The organism is Paraburkholderia sp. A3BS-1L (assembly GCF_051125215.1).
Lineage (GTDB): Bacteria > Pseudomonadota > Gammaproteobacteria > Burkholderiales > Burkholderiaceae > Paraburkholderia.
In genome coordinates this window covers 492,835-512,689 of sequence record NZ_CP120444.1, presented here as the reverse complement: position 1 = coordinate 512,689, position 19,855 = coordinate 492,835, and the positions used below count along the sequence as shown (strand labels likewise).

The following is a 19,855-nucleotide window of genomic DNA, read 5'->3' as shown; positions in this document are numbered from 1 at the left end:
CCGCTTTCTGGGTCGCAAGGGCTTCCTTATTCCCGGGAAAATGTGACCTCGTAGGTGCAGAGCTGGCCATCCATCGGATCAATGGTTTCCGGCGTGCGGTAGACGAGTTGCGCTCCCTGAAGGGTAATGAAGCGGATCTGTTGCGTGCCTGTCCAAAGCTCGTTCCAGCTGCCGTCGAGGGTATGAATAACCCGATCGGATTCCACGACGTATGTTCCGACGTAGGCAAACATCGAATCGAAGAGCGCGATTTTCTCTTCATTGGTCGGCCGACTTGAGGCGGGTACGAGGCGCCCGCTCTTGAGCACGAAGACCATCACCCGTCCGTCCGCGGAGTAGTTGATGAAACCGAACGGATGCGGGCCGAGTGCATCTGTTAGCTCGCCGGTATCGACTACCCGGCGCGTCCAGGCGTGCATGCGCCAGGTGCCGAGGATCTTCGTGCGCAATGGGTTGTCTTGCTTGTCAGACATGGTTGCCGCTCCTTTCAGCCCAATGGGCGAATCGGGAGAAATATCGTTGCCGCGCGAGCGAATGCGCTGACCAGCATGAAAACTAATATAGTCCGCATAGGCGCGTTGTCCCATACTGGTCATTGCGGATGAGATTAATCCGTTGCAAGGTGACCTTGAAGCCACTCGATAAGCGATCTTTGCGGTGTTCGAAACAGCGGAAACACGACGAACGTACTCTCGAGGAGAAGCGTGATGAGTCAAGTGAGCGCTTTCACCCGCCATACTTTGGCGGTGTTGCTGGGTATGACGATTTCATACACAGGCGTCGCCGCCCGAGCGGAAACGCTGAATGAACAGGTCGTCGGAACGTGGGCCTACGTATCGGTCGATACCGTGCACCCGGACGGCAGCCGGCAACCCATGTTCGGCACCAATCCGCAAGGACTCGCGATCTTCGACGGGCGTGGGCACTATATTCTGATGACATCTCGCGCCGACATCGCAAAGTTTGAGTCCGGCAACCGGATGAAGGGCACGCCCGAGGAAAACAGGTCCGTCGTGCAAGGATCGATCGCTCACTTCGGTACATACACCGTGGACGAAGCTGACAAGACGATCACTTTCCATGTCGCCGCCAGCACGTTTCCGAACTGGAATGGAGCCGAGCAAAAGCGGCCATTTGTGATCAGCGGAGACACACTCAAATGGACGACGTCGGCTTCCAGCGGTGGCACGGCCGAAGTGGTCCTGCGGCGCCTCAAATGATGCATTCGCGTTCAATTGGGTAGCTCTGCGCACCGGGCCACGCGAATGATCGTTATCGATACGACAGCATGAAGTATTATTTATCGGCCTAAAGGAGATGCGCAAATGGACGCAATCGCGCCGGCGCAAACCGCGCTTGTCGTCATGCATTACCAGACCGATATTCTCGGGCTCTTTCCATCGGTTGCGCCAGACTTGCTGGCCAATACGCGCAAACTTTGCGACGCCGCGCGGGCGAAAGGCGTTGGAATTTACTTCGCCAACTTACGGTTCAGTCCGGGCTATCCGGAAGTCAGCCCGCTGAACAAGAATGGACAGGGCATCAAACAACTGCGCCGCTTTGTCGATGACCGGACCGCGCCGGAATTGGGCCAGCAGGCCCATGAACCGCTCATCGTCGCGCACCGCGCCAGCGTATTCTTCGGCACCGATCTGGAGGTGCGGCTTTCGGCAAAAGGAATCAATTCGCTGATCATGGTCGGCATCGCGTCGACCGGTGTCGTGCTGTCTTCGGTCGCGTATGCAAGCGACGCGGACTTCCGCCTGTACACGGTCAAGGAGTGTTGTTACGACCCGGATCCGCTCGTGCATGAACATCTGTTCGCCACCGCATTCGATTCGCGCACAACGGTGTTGTCGCTCGGCGATGCCTTGCGATTGCTCGCGTAGATGTTCGTGCGGCAGGCTTGGCACCCGCACATAGCCGTGCTCGTTTAGCGTGGGGATACTCACCTGGTTCTCATTGTCCAGGCCACCAAGCCGGTGGCCTGCATGAGCGTTGTCCGCGGTTCAGGCCCAACCCTCGAGCCGGAGCGTTGCCCGCACGAGCCGCTGTTCTTCGTTCTCGATTTCGCGAAGATAATCAACGACGCTGCGGATATGCTCGCTCGCCGCTCTGCGTGCCTGCTCGGGCAATCTTCCCGTCACGGCGTTATAGAAGCGGGCGTGTTGCCGATCGATCTGTTTCTTGTGTGGCTCGCGGTGGTACAGGTTGTTCACGGATGCAAATACCGAACTCAGTAGCAGGTCGGTGAGCGACTGCAGCGTATTGACGAGGATGGGATTGTGCGACGCCTCGTAGATTGCCCGGTGAAACGCGTGATCGAGCCTCGCCCGTTCGGCGGGCGGTAAATTATGAGCTTCCGGGGCGTTCATTTCCTCATAGCGTCTCGTGATGAGGATGAAATCGGCTTCGGTGCCGCGCAGCGCCGCCAGTCGGGCGGCTTCGGCCTCGAGCATGCCGCGCACCTCGAAAAGGTCGTAGAGCGTGCGTGGCTGCGACGCGAGCAGGTGCATCATCGGCGTGATGTGCTCCTGCGGCGTGAGGCTTGCGACAAACGAACCCTTGCCGTGCTTCGTATCGATGATGCCGCGCGCGCGCAACACCTTCATGCCTTCGCGCAGTGCCGTGCGCGAAACCCCGAGCTTTTCTGTGAGGCGGCGCTCGGAGGGCAGCGCCTGCCCGACTTTGAGCACGCCGTCGACAATCAACTTCTCGATGCGCTCGGCCACGACGTCAGCAACACGCCGTGCGCCAGCCATTTCGCCTTTGCCTTCCATACTGGTATGACCACTTTTCACGGGGAGAGGTGAGTATCTCATAACTCCATGTATTTATTGAGGAAAAGTTAAAAAATACAGGCCGGAAGCGGGCCCCATAAAAAGAACTGGTGTGACCAGTGCTGAAGGCTCTGGACAGCCCGGCGCGCGCCCAGAAGAATTGCGCCAATTCGCAATTGCGGGTGCGCCATGCGACGCCCCGCGCTGGAGACGACGCAATGAGCTTTATGTATGACGAGGCGATCGACGGCCCGCTGCCGGCTGTCGATCGGGCCGAACTCGCAGCGGCGCTGCGCACGGCAGCGCCTGGGCTGGAACTCCTTACCGAACGCGAGGATCTGCGCCCGTTCGAATGCGACGGCCTCGCCGCTTATCGGACGGTGCCGCTGATGGTCGCGCTGCCGTCCACGGTCGATGAAGTGCGCGCGGTGCTCACGGTGGCAGCGGCGCGCGGTGTACCGGTGGTGGCGCGCGGAGCGGGCACCGGGCTCTCGGGTGGCGCGATGCCGCTCGAGAAGGGCATTTTGCTGGTGATGTCCAAATTCAACCGGATTCTCGACATCGACACCGAAGCGGGCATCGCGCGCGTGCAACCCGGCGTGCGTAATCTGGCGATCTCCCAGGCGGCCGCACCCTACGGCCTGTACTACGCGCCGGACCCCTCTTCGCAGATCGCCTGCTCGATCGGCGGCAACGTTGCGGAAAACGCGGGGGGCGTTCACTGCCTGAAGTACGGCCTGACTGTCCACAACATCCTCAAAGTCGACATCCTCACGATCGAGGGCGAGCTGGTCACGCTCGGTGGCGACGCCCTCGACAGCCCTGGCTTTGACCTGCTCGCGCTCTTTACGGGGTCGGAGGGCATGCTCGGGGTGGTCGTCGAGGTGACCGTGAAGCTATTGCCGAAGCCGCAGAGCGTGAAGGCGCTCATGGCGAGCTTCGATGACGTCGCGCTTGCGGGCGGCGCGGTGGCGAAGATCATCGGCGCGGGGGTGATCCCTGGCGGCCTCGAAATGATGGACAACCTCGCGATCCGCGCGGCTGAGGATTTCATCCACGCGGACTACCCGGTGGACGCGGAGGCGATTCTGCTGTGCGAGCTCGACGGCGCGCACGACGACGTCGAGGAAGACGCCGAACGCGTCGGCGCGCTGCTGCGCGAGTCGGGCGCCTGCGAGCTGCGCGTGGCGCGCGACGAGTCGGAAAGACAGCGTTTTTGGGCCGGGCGCAAGAACGCGTTCCCCGCGGTGGGGCGCATTTCGCCGGACTACTACTGCATGGACGGCACGATTCCGCGGCGCGAACTGCCGCGTGTTCTCGAAGGCATCGCCGCGTTATCGGAAGAGTACGGCCTGAAGGTCGCGAACGTTTTCCATGCGGGCGACGGCAACATGCACCCGCTGATCCTGTTCGATGCGAACCAGCCCGGCGAAATGGACCGTGCCGAGGCACTGGGCGGCCGCATTCTCGAACTGTGCGTGGAGGTGGGCGGCAGCATCACGGGCGAGCACGGCGTGGGTCGCGAGAAGATCAACCAGATGTGCGTGCAATTCAAGCACGACGAGATCGAGTATTTCCACGCCGTCAAGGCCGCCTTCGACCCGTCCGGGCTGCTCAACCCAGGCAAGAACATCCCCACGCTGCACCGCTGCGCCGAGTTCGGTGCGATGCACGTGCACCGTGGCCAACTTCCTTTTCCCGAACTGGAGCGGTTTTGATGCGACGCGAACTGGATTCGACGGACAACAGTGCCGCGCTGATCGCCGAAGTCGAAGCGGCGCTTGCCGCGTGCACGCCGCTGCGCATACGCGGCGGCGACAGCAAGGTGTGGCTGGGGCGCACGGTCGATGCGCGAGTGCTCGATACGCGCGGGCACCGGGGCATCGTTCACTATGATCCGACCGAGCTTGTCATGACGGTGCGCGCGGGTACGCGGCTCGCCGACGTGGAGTCGGTACTCGACGAAGCGGGGCAGATGCTGCCGTTCGAAGCGCCGCTCTTTGGCGGCGCGGCCACGGTGGGTGGCGTGTTCGCCTCCGGCCTGTCGGGTGCGCGGCGCCCGTGGGCCGGTGCGGTGCGCGACTTCGTGCTCGGCTGCCGCGTGATCACCGGGCAGGCGCGGCACCTGCGCTTTGGCGGCGAGGTGATGAAGAACGTCGCCGGCTATGACGTTTCGCGCCTGCTGGCGGGAAGCTTTGGCTGTCTTGGGCTCGTGACCGAGGTGTCGTTCAAGGTGCTGCCCCGGCCGCGCGCGACGCGCCATATCGCGCTCGAGCTCACGGCGCAGGAGGCGCGCGAGCGGCTCATCCGCTGGCGCCGCGAGGGGCTGCCGATCACCGGTGCGTGCCATGCCGACGGCATGCTGCAGCTACGGCTCGAAGGCGGCACCGGTTCCGTGCGCGCCGCGTTGGAGGCAATCGGTGGCGCCGAGGCCGATGCCATGTTCTGGAGCCGGCTGCGCGACTTCTCGCTGCCGTTCTTCGCGGACGAGCGGCCGCTCTGGCGCCTGTCGCTGCCCGTTGCCGCGCCCCTCGTGACACTTCCGGGCGAAGTGCTCCTCGACTGGGGCGGTGCCCAGCGCTGGCTCAAGACTGCCGTCGGCGCGAATGAGATTCGCGGGCTCGCGCGCGAGCTCGGCGGCCACGCGACAGCCTTCACGCCTCGCGTGACCGACGCGCCGTTCCAGCCGCTGCCCGCCGCGCTGATGCAGTTGCACCGGCGCCTGAAGGCCCGCCTCGACCCGCAGGGGATTTTCAATCCGGGCCGCCTCTACGCGGACCTTTGAGGGATGCCTCACCATGCAAACCAACCTGAGCGAAGCCGCGCAGTCTCTTGCACGCGCCGATGAGGCGGAGTCGATTCTGCGCTCATGCGTGCACTGCGGATTCTGCAATGCAACCTGTCCGACCTATCAGCTACTGGGCAGCGAACTCGACGGGCCGCGCGGCCGCATCTATCTGATCAAACAGGTGCTCGAAGGGCAGCCGGTCACCGAAAAGACCCAGTTGCATCTTGACCGTTGCCTGAGCTGCCGCAACTGCGAAACGACCTGTCCGTCGGGCGTGCGCTATCACGCGCTGCTCGACATCGGGCGCGCCGAGGTCGAGCGGCGCACGGCGAGGCCGGCGCGCGAGCGCTGGCTGCGGGCAGGGCTGCGCCACGGCGTGTCGCGGCCGGCCGTATTCGCCGGATTGATCGGCGCGGGCCGGGCGGTGCGCGGGCTCCTGCCTGAAACGTTGCGCGAGAAGATTCCCGCGCAGGCGCCCGCTGCACGCCCGAGGCCCGCCGTGCGCCATGCGCGCCGCGTGCTGATGCTCGAAGGCTGCGTGCAGCCGTCGCTTGCTCCGAATACGAACGCGGCCGCCGCGCGCGTGCTCGATCATCTTGGCATCAGCGTGACGCCCGCGCCGCGCAGCGGCTGTTGCGGCGCCAACGAATATCACCTGAACGCGCAGGAGGCGGGGCTCGCGCGCGCGCGGCGCAATATCGACGCGTGGTGGCCCGCGATAGAAGCGGGCGCCGAGGCGCTCGTCATCTCGGCGAGCGGCTGCGGAGCCTTCGTGAAGGAATATGGCGACCTGCTGCGTTTCGATTTGGCCTATGCGGACAAAGCCCGGCGCGTGAGCGCGCTTGCGCGCGACCTGGTCGAGGTGATCGCCGCGGAGCCGCTCGATGCGTTCGCGCGCGCTACCGGCCAGCGCATCGCCTTTCATTGCCCGTGCACGCTGCAGCACGCGCAGCGGCTCGGCGGCGCCGTCGAAGGCGTGCTCACCCGGCTCGGCTTCGATCTGAGCGCTGTGGCGAACGCCCATCTGTGCTGCGGCTCGGCCGGAACGTACTCGCTCACGCAGCCCGAGATCGCGAAGCAACTGCGCGATAACAAGCTCGATGCGCTCGAGGCCGGCCAGCCGGAGGCGATCGTGACGGCCAACATCGGTTGCCAGACGCACCTGAACAGCGCGGGCCGCACGCCCGTCACGCATTGGATCGAGCTCGTCGAATCCCTGCTTGCCCCGATTTCCCAACAGAGAGCCTGACTGACATGCAGACCAAACCCGTGCTCGGTGCCGCCGAGGCGCACCGGATTCTCGAAGCCGCTCGCGATGAGGCCCAGCGCAACGGCTGGGCCGTGGCGATCGCCGTGGTCGACGACGGCGGCCACCCGCTCGCGCTCGCACGTCTGGACGGTGCCGCGCCGCTGAGTGCCTACATTGCCGAGGAGAAAGCGCGCACCGCGGCGCTTGGCCGTCGCGAGACAAAAGTCTACGAAGACATGGTCAACGGCGGCCGCACCGCCTTTCTCAGTGCGCCGCTTTGCACGACCCTGGAGGGCGGCGTGCCGGTCATCGTCGGTGCCGTGGTGGTCGGGGCCGTCGGCGTATCGGGGGTGAAGTCCGACCAGGACGCGCAGATTGCCAGTGCGGGCGCACGGTGCGTTGCCGCATGAATCTGGATATCCATGAGCGCGCGGATTGAGTAACCAGGCAGACGCTTTGGCGTCTGCCTGGTTATCGCTTTCTTGTCCGCTGCGGGGGATTGCCGCGTCCTCCGCACGGGGCTCCATTGCCATCGCGGCAGCATACAGACAAAAGTCCCGTCAACGGGACATAGGAGACATAGTGAATTCAGGTTTGGCTTTACCCGCAGGAACCCTGTTCGCGCAGCCGCTGACGCCTGTCGGCAACTCACTGCCCCTTTCATTTGTCGTCGCCGTCATTCCGATTGCAGTTGCGCTTGCGATGCTCGGCATCCTGCGCCGGCCCGCGTGGCAGGCCTCGTTGGCGGGGCTGGTCGCGGGCCTCGCCATCGCGATCGGCGTGTGGGGCATGCCCGCTGGCCTGGCGTTCGATGCCGTCGGCGCAGGCATGACGCTCGCGCTGATACCGGTGATGTGGATCGTCGTCAACGCGCTGCTGCTCTACAACATCGCGGTGAAGTCGGGCCGCTTCGACCAGTTCCGCCAATGGATGCTCGATCATCTTCCCGACGACCGGCGCCTTGTGCTGCTCGTCGTCGCCTTCTCGTTTGGCTGCCTGCTCGAAGGCATCTCCGGCTTCGGCACGCCGGTGGCGATCACGAGCGCGCTGTTGATCGGCCTCGGCTTTCCCGCTATCGAGGCGCTCAGTTTCACGCTGATCTTCAATACGGCGCCAGTCGCATTCGGGGCGCTTGGCGTGCCCATCACCGTGCTGGGCGCTGTGACGTCGCTGCATCCCGAGACGCTTGGCGCGATGGTCGGCCGCCAGTTGCCGTTTTTCGCGTTCCTGCTGCCGTTCTATGTGGTCGCCATGTACGGCGGCATTCGCTCCATCGGCAAGCTCTGGCCGGCACTCGTCGTGTCGGGCGGCAGCTTCGCGCTCGCGCAATTCGTCACGTCGAATTTTCTCGGCTATCAATTGACAGACGTGCTGTCCTCGCTGACTTCGCTGATCGTCACCATCGGCTTCCTCAAAGTCTGGAAGCCTGAACCCGACGCAGCCTTCGCGATCGCGCGCGGTGCCACGCGAGCCACAAACCACGCCGATCGCATCGGCTACGGCGGCTGGCTGCCGTGGATCATCGTTTCGGTGGTCGTGATTTTCTGGGTGCATGCGGGCATTGCGTCGATTGGCCAGGCGAACATCAAGTGGCCCGGCCTTCACAACGCCGTCTATATGACGCTCTATCACAAGTCCTATGCCGCGATCTGGACGTTCCAGCCGCTTGGCACCGGCACGGCGATTCTCGTTGCCGCGGCGATCACCGCAGTGTGGACGCGAGTGGGGATCAGCGGCTTTGTCGCCTGTGTCGCCCAGACCTGGAAACAGACGCGCATTGCCATTGTCACGGTGATGATGATCGTGGCGCTTGCCTATCTGCTCAATTATTCGGGCATGAGCTACACGCTCGGGATGGGGGTCGCGTCCACGGGTGCGCTGTTCCCGCTCGTTTCGGCGACGCTCGGCTGGGTTGCGGTATTCCTTTCGGGCAGCGACACGTCGGGCAACGCGCTGTTCGGCAACCTGCAGGTGGTGGCGGCAAAGCAGCTCGGCCTGGACCCGGTGCTGATGGCGGCGACCAACTCCTCGGGTGGCGTGATGGGCAAGATGATTTCGCCGCAGAACATTGCGACCGGCGTGGCAACGACCGACCTCAAGGGGCAGGAGGGTGTCGTGTTCGCGCGTACCTTCTGGCACAGCATCGCCCTCACGCTGGTGCTCGGCGTGCTTGTGTACCTGCAGCAGCACGTGCTCAGCTGGATGATCCCATCGGTGCCGCATTGACCGGACAGGGCCGCGGGCGGGTCGGCCGGCCGCGGCCTTCCAGGGTGCTACTGCGCGGCGGCCCCAGCGTCAGGGGGCGCTGTACGGTGGTATCGACCGGCCTCAAACAAGTGGCGCTCCCGCTCCTAGAGTTCATGCAAAACGCCGCCGGCTAAGAAATAGATGTTCTCGTGTTTGAACCCATGGCGGCCGCCCTTGACGCGAAGCTGCGGTTCGAGGGTGAACAGGCCCACCTCTCCGAGCGTGTGGGTGACCTTCGGTGCGATGAAGTCGAGCGCGCTCATATCGGCCTGCATACTGTGGCCGAGATAGTCCAGCAGCTCGCATTCGAGCCGGTCGGCGGCATCCTTCACCATCCCGTATAACTCGTCGAAACGCAGGTCGGGCGTCGCCACACGCCGAAGCAGGGCGTGCAGCGATGCCTGGGCGTGGGCGCCGGCGAGAAACTCCTCGTCGCGGTGCGGTGCGCGTCGCACCTGTCCTTCTTCGATGAAGTAAGTGCGCGCGAGATCGCCGCAGTAGCCATTCATGGCCGGATTGAGGTCGATGGTCAGCACGTCGTGGTGTTTGAGCGGGGCGCTTTCGGGCACGTAGGCCTCGCGCGAAATGGCGAGGCAGGTATGCTCGCCGGCCAGCACGAGCGCTGGCAAGGCGCGATACCAGTAGTCGTCTACGCCCGCCGCGCGCTGTAGTTCGTCGCATTTGCGCACGAGGTCGATTTCGCTGACGCCCGGCGCAATGAAGTGCACGATTTCGTCCAGCGTCCGACGCGCGGCATGCTGCACCTTCCGATAGCCGCAGAGCGTGTCCGCTGCATCGAGATGTTCCGCATTCGACATGAAAAATCCTTTCCGGTTGAGTGCGATCGGTAAGCCGTCGCCGCCGCGCTTGCGCTCGATGCGGGCGGGAGACACTTAAGGCAAGACTGCCAGGTGATGGGTCACTGCCACCACCAGCGCCGCCACAATGAGAGCTGCGTAGGGCTGCCAGGGCCTGCGTGCACCGACCCGGTTCACGAGATCGGTATCGCGGCTGAAGGCGGCCGGGAACTTGCCACGGTCTTGAACATAGTGGCGGAACAGGAACACCGGCACGATCAGGCATGTGAATATCAGGCCGTTACGCAGCGTGCCGGGCCCCCAGATATCGGCACCCATGCCCATGAACGCGAGGTTGAGAAAACCGAAGATCGCGCCGAGCGCCAGCAGCCATCCGCGCGCCCGGTACAGACGTGGCCAGTTTCCCCGGTCAAGGCGATGAATCCAGCCTGCCTGGAGATTGAGGAAGTTGAAGATCAGGTAGCCCACGTTGCCGATCGCGAGCAGCATGATGTTGTCCGAGAGCATCAGCAACACCAGGTTGAAAGCCAGGTCGGTCCACATGGCGGCCGTCGGCGCGCCGTGCTCGTTGACGCGCGCGAGGTATCTGGGCAGCCAGCCGTCGACTGCGCCCTGGTACAACGTGCGCGACGAACCCATCATCGAGGTCATCACTGCGAGCACCAGCGAGAGCACCAGCATCGCAACCACCACGTTAGTGACGAGCGCGCCGCCGCCTATCATCTTCGCCATCACGACGCCGACTGCGGTGCCGTCATAGAGCCCGGGGTCGAGCAGCTTGTCGAGCCCGAGCGAGCCCTGGAACGCCAGCGGCACCAGGGTGAAGATGGCAACGCATAGCAGGCCCGAGTAGACGATCGCCCGAACGGTGTCGCGCTTCGGATCCTTGAATTCACTGGTGTAGCACACCGCGGTTTCGAAGCCATAGGTGGCCCAGCCCGCAATGAACATGCCGCCGGCCATCAGCGTGATCCCGGCCAGGTTGTAGTGGCCGAAGCCCACATGGCCGGACGCGTCCCGTGCCAGCGGCAGCAGCGGCAGAAAATGCGTACTCGGCATATCGCCGCTCATGATCGGCACAATGCCGATCAGCACGAGCGGCAACAACGAACTGATGCCGAGAATCATTTGGGTACGCGTCGCCTGCGAGATGCCGCGATGCTGGATCGCGAAGGTAATCAGCAGGATGAGGGCGGCGAGGATGGCCATCGAATTGATCCGCAACGTCAGGCCGTGCTCGATGAAGTCGAGGTGCATGAGCGTAAGCGACCAGGTGTTGATGGCCGAGTTCGCCGGAAACAGGGCCGTGAGGATGTAACCCGCGGCGAGACCCGTACCGAGTGCGAGCACGGGTGACCATGCGTACCAGTTGCACCAGACGGAGATCGGGGCAATGAACTTGCTGTAACGCACCCAGGCGATTGCCCCATACACCGACGCGCCTCCGGACTTGTGTGGAAACAGCCCGGCAATCTCGGCGTAGGTGAAGCACTGGATGAAGCCCATCAGGATCGACACGATCCAGATCAGCCATGCTGGCTGTCCGACTGTCGAAGCAAGCGCTCCAATGTTGAAGAGGACGAGCGCGGGCACGCCGCTCGCCGCCCAGAAGGCGCCCTTCCAGCTGATGGCCCGGTGCAGGCTGGCCTGCCCGCCGCCGGGGTGAGACGTCGAGACGTACGCATCATCGGATGCCCCCGCCTCTTTGATGACGGGATCGTTTGCGGTTTCCACGGGAGTTGTCTCCTCCAAGGTGAACTGCCGGTTGTGTGTTCTGCAGCACGTTCCTGGACGCCGTCAGAACGCGTGTGGAATTTATAGAAGTCGCAATATTTCTCGTCAAGTAATATATTGCGTATAAAGTAATACTCACAAAGAGGTAGCCGATAGCTGCGTGCTATGATCGGCGCACAAAGGACGCTGGCACTCGACTGGGGTGCTCCAGCGCCACGAATCTCAGTTCCAGGCAAAGCGAGACGGGAGACGATGAAGTCATCGGGGTTTGGTCAGCGTCTGAAGGAATTGCTGCAGCAAAAGCAACTCACCCTCACACAAGTCGCGAAGTCGCTGGGCATCTCCACGCCGTCGGTGCACCGGTGGACCAATGGCGGAGAAATCGAATACGCGAATCTGCGTGCACTTGCCGCTTTTCTGGACGTCAACTGGGTCTGGCTACGCTACGGCGACGAGGCGATCCAGGATCTCCAGGAGACCCTGGTACCCGAGAGCGGCGCGCAAGACCTGCGGCAGAAGTACCTCGGCCAGATCATCGACAGCGAAGCGCGCATGAAGCTCGCCTATGACGCCGCGCGCATCGCCACCTGGGAATGGCATGTCCTGACGCGGGAGCTGACGACCTCGCCTGGTGCAGAGCAGATCTTCGGCAAACCGGTCGAAGCCACGCGGTCCAATCTCGTCCCGTTTGAGGCGCTTCCCCTCGAACGCCTGGTGGCGCAGTTCGCCGATGGCGCCGAAACTCAGGAATGGGACTTCTGTGTGCCCGGCACCGATGCGGGAGATGGACACGGACAGGGCGAGGAGCGCTGGCTCTCCTGTCGCAGCCAGCTCATCTACGACGCGGCGCGGCGGCCCCTCAAGGTCGTGGGCGTATGCATCGATATCACGCAGCGCAAGGCAATGGAAAAGGCCCTCACGCGCAGCGAATACATGATGCGCAAGGTCATTGAAATGATTCCGGTGGGTTTGTGGATCGCCGACGAAAGCGGCCATATCCGCATCGCCAATCCGGAGGCGGAGCGCATCTGGGGCGGTGCCAAACTCGTCGAACTTGCCCGCTATGGCGAGTACAGCGGGCGTTGGGACAGTACGGGCAAGGAGGTGGGCGGCGAGGGCTGGACGCTGGCGCGCGCAATTCTCTCGGGCGAGGCTAGCCGGGGGGAAATCGTCAACATCGACGCCTTCGACGGGCAGCAACGCTCGATTATCATGTCGGCCATTCCGCTGCTGGACGACGACGAGCGCATCATTGGCGCCATCGAAGTCAATCAGGACATTACTTCGCAGAAGCAGGCCGAAGCGTCTCTTGCGCGCAGTGAAGATCGCTGGCGGGCGATATTCGATCAGCCGATGGTGGGCATCGCCTGGCTGGAGTCGGGCAGTGACACCCTGTGCGCGAACGCCAAACTTGCCGAATTGGCGGCGCTCACAGCCGCCTCGCTGGCCCGGCAACCGCTGGCTTCGCTGTTCGACGAAGCGACCGGCAAGTCCCTGCGCGACCATATGAAGTCTGCCGAGGCGCGCGGCACGCTCAAGATGCTCAATATCACCGGTCATATGCGCCGTGCAAGCGGGCCAGGGCCGGAGGTTCTGGTGCAGGTGGTCAGCCAGTGGGGAGACAAGCATGGCGTATTTCGCACCCTGGTCTTTGTAAGCGAAACCCATCAAGCGGGATAACGGTCGAGAGCGCCGGGTTCACGCCCATATCCTCGTGCCTCTATCAACCGGTCCCTTTCAGCTTCAAACCGATCCCCAATGTCTACGACCCTGCCCAGGCAATCGCCACCGTCAAAGGTACGTGACGGCATGCACGATCTACGTGTCATGCGTTACGGCTTCCTGTTGCTCGAGAACTTTTCCCTGATTGCGCTTGGCTCCGCGATTGATCCACTTCGGATTGCCAACATGATCGTAGGACGGCGTGTGTACGACTACAGCCTGATCGGACCAGGCGACGAGTTCGTTCCGTCGAGTGACGGTATCCGCGTGGTCACGGACGTCTCGATGGCGGACAGCGCGCCTTTTGACGTGGTGTTCGTTGTCGGGCCGAATCCCATTCCGAAAAGGGGAATTGGTGCAGTGGTGGACTGGCTGCGCAGGCAGGCGGGAAAGGGGGCGGCTCTTGGCGGGCTCGACACCGGCAGCTACTTTCTGGCGCGTGCCGGATTGCTGAATGGATACCGTTGCACGATTCACTGGGAAGACCAGGACGTATTGATGGAGCAGTTTCCAAAGCTGACGGTTTCAACACGGCTATTCGAAATCGACCGGGATCGCTATACCTGCAGCGGTGGCGTGGCACCGCTCGACTTGATGGTGCATCTGCTGGCGAATCCGCCGGGCAGCCAGGCACTCGCGGCACGTGTTCTCGAATTGCTGGTCGCGGAACCGCGCAGCCGCGAATATCGTCAGCAGACTTCGTTACGTCAATATATCGGCGCGGAGCATGAGAAGCTCGACGAGGCATTGCAAATCATGGAAAGCAACGTCGAAGAGCCGCTTGCCGTGCCGGAGATTGCGTCTCATCTGCGTGTCTCGCAGCGGCAGCTCCAGCGCTGGTTTCAGGAGCGCCTGGGCAAGTCCCCCGCCGAGGCGTACCTCGAGATTCGTCTTTTGCGCGCCCGGCAACTTCTGTACCGCACGGCAACCTCGCTCGAGGAAGTGTGCGCGCGCACCGGTTTCACGTCCACGACACACTTTGCCACACGCTACAAGGCGCAATTCCAGATCTCCCCGATCGCTGACCGGCGTCGCTATCAGAACGCGCTGTAGCCATTCTGGCATCGTGGCCGGATACCCCGGCCGCAAGCCAGCGAGCGATTTCATGGTTAACCCGATTTGGCCAATTCGGGAACGACGTTGTCCATTTCGGAAATTCTCAAAATTCCCGAACTTCTAACATCTGCTCACACCCACCACGCTTTTTCACCCAGGAGCGAGCACATGAAGATGGAGAACCTGATTCGAATCGAGAATGGCGAGAAGGTGAAGCACACCTTTTCCGATGCGGAGTACGCAACCCGTCAACGCAAGCTGCGCGAGTTGATGGCGCGCGAGAATATCGACGCCGTGCTTTTCACGTCGTATCACAACATCAACTACTACTCGGACTTTCTCTACTGCTCGTTTGGCAGAAAGTACGGCCTCGTGCTTACGCCGTCCAAAGTGGTTTCGATCTCGGCCAACATCGACGGCGGTCAACCGTGGCGACGCACGGTCGGCGACTACAACGTGGTCTACACGGACTGGCAGCGCGACAACTTCTTTCGCGCCGTGCAGGGCGAGATCGACAACAAGGGCCGTGTGGGCATCGAGTTCGATCATGTCCCCGTCGAAGTATTGTCGAAACTGAAGGCGGCACTCCCGTCGGTCGAGTTTGTTGACATCGGCGCCCAGACGATGCGCATGCGGATGATCAAGTCCGACGAAGAGATCGCGCTCATCAAGCATGGCGCGAACGTGTGCGATATCGGCGGCGCGGCGCTCGCGGCGGCCGTGCACGAAGGCGTGCCCGAGCATGAGGTTGCGCTCGCCTCGACGCAGGCAATGGTGCGGGAAATTGCGCGTCGTTTTCCCGATTCGGAACTGATGGACACATGGACGTGGTTTCAGTCGGGGATCAATACCGATGGCGCACACAATCCGGTTACCACGCGCAAGGTGCAAAAGGGCGACATCCTCAGCCTGAACTGTTTCTCGATGATCGCTGGCTATTACACCGCGCTGGAGCGCACGATGTTCTTTGACCACTGCCCGGACGAGCACCTGCGTCTCTGGAAAGTTAACGTCGAAGTACACGAAGCCGGCCTGAAGCTGATCAAGCCGGGCGCGCGCTGCAGCGATATCGCCCAGGAACTCAACAAGATCTACGCGGAATACGGGCTGCTGCAGAACCGGACATTCGGCTATGGCCACTCGTTCGGCGTGCTGTCCCACTACTACGGCCGCGAGGCAGGGCTCGAACTGCGTGAAGACATCGACACCGTGCTGGAGCCGAACATGGTTGTCTCGATGGAGCCGATGATCATGATCCCTGTGGGTCTGCCGGGTGCCGGCGGCTATCGCGAGCACGACATCCTCGTGGTTGGCGAGAAAGGCGCCACCAACATCACCGCGTTCCCGTACGGCCCCGAACACAACATCATCAAGGCCTGATCAGGCTATCGCCGCCCGTGGCGCAGCCCGCGGGCGCTTATTGACAGCAACCATCTTGCATTGGACCGGAGCCAGTACTTTGGCTGGGATCCGGGGAGCGCGCTTGAGCGCGAACCAGGGTCGACAGCCAAAGCGCCGGCTCCGAATCGACAGGAGACGCCAGCGTGTTTTCCAGGGAACAAACCATCGCCGGATTCGATCCGGATCTCGCGGAGGCGATGCGCCTCGAGCGCGCGCGCCAGGAAGCGCATATCGAGCTGATCGCATCGGAGAACTACACGAGCCCGCGCGTGCTCGAGGCACAGGGCTCGGTGCTGACCAACAAGTACGCGGAGGGCTATCCCGGCAAGCGATACTATGGCGGCTGTGAGCACGTCGATGTGGTCGAGCAGCTGGCGATTGCGCGTGCCAAGGCCCTATTCGGCGCGGATTTCGCGAACGTGCAGCCGCATAGCGGATCGCAGGCCAACGCGGCCGTGTACCTTGCCTTGCTCTCGCCGGGCGACACGATTCTCGGCATGAGCCTCGCTCACGGCGGACACCTCACGCATGGTGCCAAGGTTTCGTTCTCCGGAAAAATCTTCAACGCCATCCAATATGGCGTCGACGCCAGCACCGGCCTGATCGATTACGACGAGGTCGAGCAGCTTGCGCTCGAGCATCGTCCGCGCATGATCGTGGCGGGGTTCTCCGCGTACTCACGCGTCCTCGATTTCGCGCGCTTTCGCGCTATTGCCGACAAGGTGGGGGCCATCCTCTTCGTGGACATGGCGCACGTCGCCGGTATCGTCGCGGCGGGCCTGTATCCGAACCCGGTGCCGTTTGCCGACGTGGTGACCACCACCACGCACAAGACGCTGCGCGGCCCGCGCGGTGGCCTGATTCTCGGGCGCGCCAACACGGATATCGAGAAAAAACTCAATGCGACAGTGTTTCCGGGCACACAGGGCGGTCCGCTGATGCACGTGATTGCCGCCAAGGCCGTTGCATTCAGGGAGGCGCAAAGCGCCGAATTCAAGGCTTACCAGGCGCAGACGCTCGCCAATGCACGGGCCATGGTGGAAGTATTCATCGCGCGCGGCTACGAGGTCGTATCCGGTGGCACCGACGACCACCTCTTTCTTGTCAGTCTCGTGGCAAAGGGCGTGACCGGCAAGGACGCGGATGCCGCGCTCGGTCGCTCGCATATCACCGTCAACAAGAACGCCGTGCCCAACGACCCGCAATCGCCTTTCGTTACGAGCGGAATCCGTATCGGTACTCCCGCGATCACCACTCGCGGATTCAACGAGGACGACGCCGCAATGACGGCGCGACTGATCTGCGACGTGCTCGATCACCTGGGCGACGCGCAGGTGGAAGGCCGTGTGCGTGACGAGGTGGCGAAGCTGTGCGCGCGGTATCCGGTCTATCAGGGTCTGTGAGGACGCCATGAACGTGAGCACCTTCGACCTGTTCAAGATCGGCATCGGTCCATCCAGTTCGCACACCGTGGGACCGATGATCGCCGCGTGCAAGTTTGCCGGACGTTTGCGCGATCGTTCCGTGCTGGCTCGTCTGGGCTCGATGCGTATCGAGCTGTTTGGATCGCTTGGTGCAACCGGCAAGGGGCACGGTACCGACAAGGCGGTGCTACTCGGTCTCGAGGGCAACCTGCCCGATACGATCGATCCCGACTATGCGGAACAGCGCCTCGCCGCCATCCGCGCGGCGAAGGAACTCGACCTGGCGGGCGAGCGCCGCATCGCCTTCGACGAAAAGACGCAGATTGCCTTTCTGCGGCGCGAGGTATTGCCGCTGCATCCCAATGGCATGCGCTTTACGGCGCTCGATACGAACGGATCGGTGCTCGATACTCAGGCGTACTACTCGGTGGGCGGCGGCTTTGTGGTCAACGATGCGGGGGAGCGGCTCAATGGCCTGCCGGGCACCGACGACGTGCCGTATCCGTTCCGGACCGGCGTGGATCTGTTGCGGCTGTGCGGCGAAAGCGGCCTGTCGATCGCCGATGTGATGATGGCCAATGAGTGCACGTGGCGCTCGCCCGACGCCGTGCGCGCGGGCCTCCTGACGATCCGCGACGTGATGGCGGCATCGATTGCACGCGGCTGTGCGATCGAAGGCACGCTGCCCGGTCCGCTTAAAGTGCGGCGGCGCGCTTCCGCGGTCTTTCAGCAGTTGAAGGCGCAGTCGGAAGAGTGCCTGCGCGACCCGCTTTCGATGATCGACTGGATCAATCTCTACGCGATGGCCGTGAACGAGGAGAACGCGGCGGGCGGGCGAATTGTCACCGCACCGACCAACGGCGCGGCGGGGATCATCCCGGCCGTGCTGCAGTACTACACCAAGTTCGTTCCGGGCTCCGACGATGACGGCGCAGTGACGTTTCTTCTGACTGCCGCCGCGATCGGCCTGCTTTACAAGGAGAACGCGTCGATATCCGGCGCAGAGGTGGGGTGTCAGGGCGAGGTGGGCGTGGCCTGTTCGATGGCAGCGGGCGCGCTCGCTGCCGTGATGGGCGGCACGCCCGAGCAGGTGGAAAACGCCGCTGAAATCGGCATGGAGCACAACCTCGGCATGACCTGCGATCCCGTAGGTGGCCTCGTGCAGATTCCGTGCATCGAGCGCAATGCGATGGGCGCGGTAAAGGCCGTCAACGCGGCCCGCATGGCGCTCAGGGGCAACGGCAAGCACTACGTTTCGCTCGACAAGGTCATCAAGACGATGCGCGAGACCGGTGCGGACATGAAAACGAAATACAAGGAAACATCGCGCGGGGGCCTCGCGGTCAACGTGATCGAATGCTGAGGGAGGACACCATGAGCCACTATTCGATATTCAGTCTGTTCCGCAACGGGTTGTCGTATCACGAGAACTGGGAGCGGCAGTGGAGGAGCCCCGAGCCGAAGAAGGAGTACGACGTCGTGATCGTCGGCGGCGGCGGGCACGGTCTGGCCACCGCGTACTACCTCGCGAAAGAGCACGGCGTGAAGAACGTCGCGATTCTGGAGAAGGGCTGGATCGGCGGCGGCAACACGGCGCGCAACACCACCATCGTGCGCTCGAACTATCTGTGGGACGAGTCGGCGGCGCTGTATGAGAAGGCCATGAAGCTCTGGGAAGGGCTCTCGCAGGACCTGAACTACAACGTGATGTTCAGCCAGCGCGGCGTGATGAATCTCGCGCACAACCTGCAGGACGTGCGCGACACCGAGCGCCGCGTGAACGCGAACCGCCTGAACGGCGTGGACGCCGAGTTCCTCACGCCCGAGCAGATCAAGGAGATCGAGCCCACGATCAACCTGAACAGCCGCTATCCGGTGCTGGGCGCGTCGATTCAGCGCCGCGCCGGCGTGGCGCGCCACGATGCGGTGGCCTGGGGCTTCGCGCGCGGCGCGGACCGTCACGGCGTGGACATCATCCAGAACTGCCAGGTCACGGGCATCCGCCGCGATGGCGGGCGCGTGACCGGCGTGGATACCGTGAAGGGCTTCATCAAGGCGAAGAAGGTGGCGGTGGTGGCCGCAGGCAACACCACCACGCTCGCCGACATGGCCGGCATCCGCCTGCCGATCGAAAGCCATCCGCTGCAGGCGCTGGTTTCCGAGCCCATCAAGCCGGTGGTCAACTCGGTCATCATGTCGAACGCGGTGCACGCGTACATCAGCCAGTCCGACAAGGGCGACCTCGTGATCGGCGCGGGCGTCGACCAGTACACGGGCTTTGGCCAGCGCGGCAGCTATCACATCATCGAAGGCACGCTGCAGGCCATCGTCGAAATGTTCCCGGTGTTCTCGCGCGTGCGCATGAACCGCCAGTGGGGCGGCATCGTCGACGTTTCGCCCGACGCCTGCCCGATCATCAGCAAGACCGACGTGAAGGGCCTCTATTTCAACTGCGGCTGGGGCACCGGCGGCTTCAAGGCGACGCCGGGCTCGGGCTGGGTGTTCGCGCACACCATCGCGAACGACGAACCGCATCCGCTCAACGCGCCGTTCGCACTGGACCGTTTCTATAACGGCCATCTGATCGACGAGCACGGCGCAGCTGCCGTGGCGCACTGATTACGCACCTGAAACAG

The 19,855-nt window shown here is 63.2% G+C and carries 17 protein-coding genes; 13 read left to right on the top strand and 4 right to left on the bottom strand.

The features are described 5' to 3' along the window. Positions 1 to 26 precede the first annotated feature (26 nt). A complete protein-coding gene (locus P5W99_RS27455) occupies positions 27 to 473 on the bottom strand; it encodes a lipocalin-like domain-containing protein (RefSeq protein WP_421027922.1) in 447 nt (148 codons plus the stop codon). Positions 474 to 707: 234 nt separating this feature from the next. Here P5W99_RS27455 and P5W99_RS27450 point away from each other — a divergent pair, with 234 nt between their 5' ends. Together P5W99_RS27450 and P5W99_RS27445 are read left to right on the top strand one after the other, a co-directional pair. Further along, complete coding sequence (locus tag P5W99_RS27450) at positions 708 to 1,220, top strand: lipocalin-like domain-containing protein (RefSeq protein WP_421027921.1); 513 nt, start codon at positions 708 to 710, stop codon at positions 1,218 to 1,220. A 105-nt stretch (positions 1,221 to 1,325) separates the two neighbouring features. Further along, entirely contained in the window at positions 1,326 to 1,889 is a 564-nt protein-coding gene (locus tag P5W99_RS27445; protein WP_421027920.1) for an isochorismatase family cysteine hydrolase, read from the top strand. Between the two features lie 120 nt (positions 1,890 to 2,009). On the opposite strand, the gene glcC is transcribed toward P5W99_RS27445, so the two are convergent. Beyond that, positions 2,010 to 2,762: a transcriptional regulator GlcC gene (gene glcC / locus P5W99_RS27440; RefSeq protein WP_421027919.1), complete on the bottom strand. Its 753-nt coding sequence runs from the start codon at positions 2,760 to 2,762 to the stop codon at positions 2,010 to 2,012. A gap of 236 nt (positions 2,763 to 2,998) precedes the next feature. Between glcC and glcD the strand changes: the two genes are divergently transcribed. From glcD to P5W99_RS27415, 5 genes are all read left to right on the top strand, one after another. Then, positions 2,999 to 4,498: a glycolate oxidase subunit GlcD gene (gene glcD, locus P5W99_RS27435; protein ID WP_421027918.1), complete on the top strand. Its 1,500-nt coding sequence runs from the start codon at positions 2,999 to 3,001 to the stop codon at positions 4,496 to 4,498. Further along, entirely contained in the window at positions 4,498 to 5,565 is a 1,068-nt protein-coding gene (gene glcE, locus P5W99_RS27430) for a glycolate oxidase subunit GlcE (protein ID WP_421027917.1), read from the top strand. The genes glcD and glcE overlap by 1 nt, the downstream gene beginning before the upstream one ends. 13 nt (positions 5,566 to 5,578) lie before the next feature. After that, positions 5,579 to 6,817, top strand: a complete 1,239-nt coding sequence (glcF, locus tag P5W99_RS27425) for a glycolate oxidase subunit GlcF (RefSeq protein ID WP_421027916.1) — start codon at positions 5,579 to 5,581, stop codon at positions 6,815 to 6,817. Positions 6,818 to 6,822: 5 nt separating this feature from the next. Then, positions 6,823 to 7,227 carry a heme-binding protein gene (locus tag P5W99_RS27420; RefSeq protein ID WP_421027915.1) on the top strand — a complete coding sequence of 135 codons (405 nt, stop codon included), beginning with the start codon at positions 6,823 to 6,825 and terminating at the stop codon, positions 7,225 to 7,227. A 172-nt stretch (positions 7,228 to 7,399) separates the two neighbouring features. Then, entirely contained in the window at positions 7,400 to 9,043 is a 1,644-nt protein-coding gene (locus P5W99_RS27415; protein ID WP_421027914.1) for an L-lactate permease, read from the top strand. A 125-nt stretch (positions 9,044 to 9,168) separates the two neighbouring features. On the opposite strand, the gene P5W99_RS27410 is transcribed toward P5W99_RS27415, so the two are convergent. Together P5W99_RS27410 and P5W99_RS27405 are read right to left on the bottom strand one after the other, a co-directional pair. Further along, positions 9,169 to 9,882 carry a M24 family metallopeptidase gene (locus P5W99_RS27410; RefSeq protein ID WP_421027913.1) on the bottom strand — a complete coding sequence of 238 codons (714 nt, stop codon included), beginning with the start codon at positions 9,880 to 9,882 and terminating at the stop codon, positions 9,169 to 9,171. 75 nt (positions 9,883 to 9,957) lie between these two features. After that, positions 9,958 to 11,616, bottom strand: coding sequence for an APC family permease (locus tag P5W99_RS27405; protein WP_421027912.1), 1,659 nt, complete (start codon positions 11,614 to 11,616; stop codon positions 9,958 to 9,960). A gap of 252 nt (positions 11,617 to 11,868) precedes the next feature. On the opposite strand from P5W99_RS27405, the gene P5W99_RS27400 reads away from it, so the two are divergent. From P5W99_RS27400 to P5W99_RS27375, 6 genes are all read left to right on the top strand, one after another. Beyond that, positions 11,869 to 13,296: a PAS domain S-box protein gene (locus tag P5W99_RS27400; RefSeq protein ID WP_421027911.1), complete on the top strand. Its 1,428-nt coding sequence runs from the start codon at positions 11,869 to 11,871 to the stop codon at positions 13,294 to 13,296. Positions 13,297 to 13,374: 78 nt separating this feature from the next. Continuing rightward, positions 13,375 to 14,391: a GlxA family transcriptional regulator gene (locus tag P5W99_RS27395; RefSeq protein WP_421027910.1), complete on the top strand. Its 1,017-nt coding sequence runs from the start codon at positions 13,375 to 13,377 to the stop codon at positions 14,389 to 14,391. A gap of 171 nt (positions 14,392 to 14,562) precedes the next feature. Continuing rightward, entirely contained in the window at positions 14,563 to 15,774 is a 1,212-nt protein-coding gene (locus P5W99_RS27390) for a M24 family metallopeptidase (RefSeq protein ID WP_421027909.1), read from the top strand. A 164-nt stretch (positions 15,775 to 15,938) separates the two neighbouring features. Further along, entirely contained in the window at positions 15,939 to 17,198 is a 1,260-nt protein-coding gene (gene glyA, locus P5W99_RS27385) for a serine hydroxymethyltransferase (protein ID WP_421027908.1), read from the top strand. 7 nt (positions 17,199 to 17,205) lie between these two features. Beyond that, complete coding sequence (locus P5W99_RS27380; RefSeq protein WP_421046637.1) at positions 17,206 to 18,582, top strand: L-serine ammonia-lyase; 1,377 nt, start codon at positions 17,206 to 17,208, stop codon at positions 18,580 to 18,582. Positions 18,583 to 18,593: 11 nt separating this feature from the next. Beyond that, entirely contained in the window at positions 18,594 to 19,838 is a 1,245-nt protein-coding gene (locus P5W99_RS27375; RefSeq protein WP_421027177.1) for a sarcosine oxidase subunit beta family protein, read from the top strand. Positions 19,839 to 19,855 lie beyond the last annotated feature (17 nt).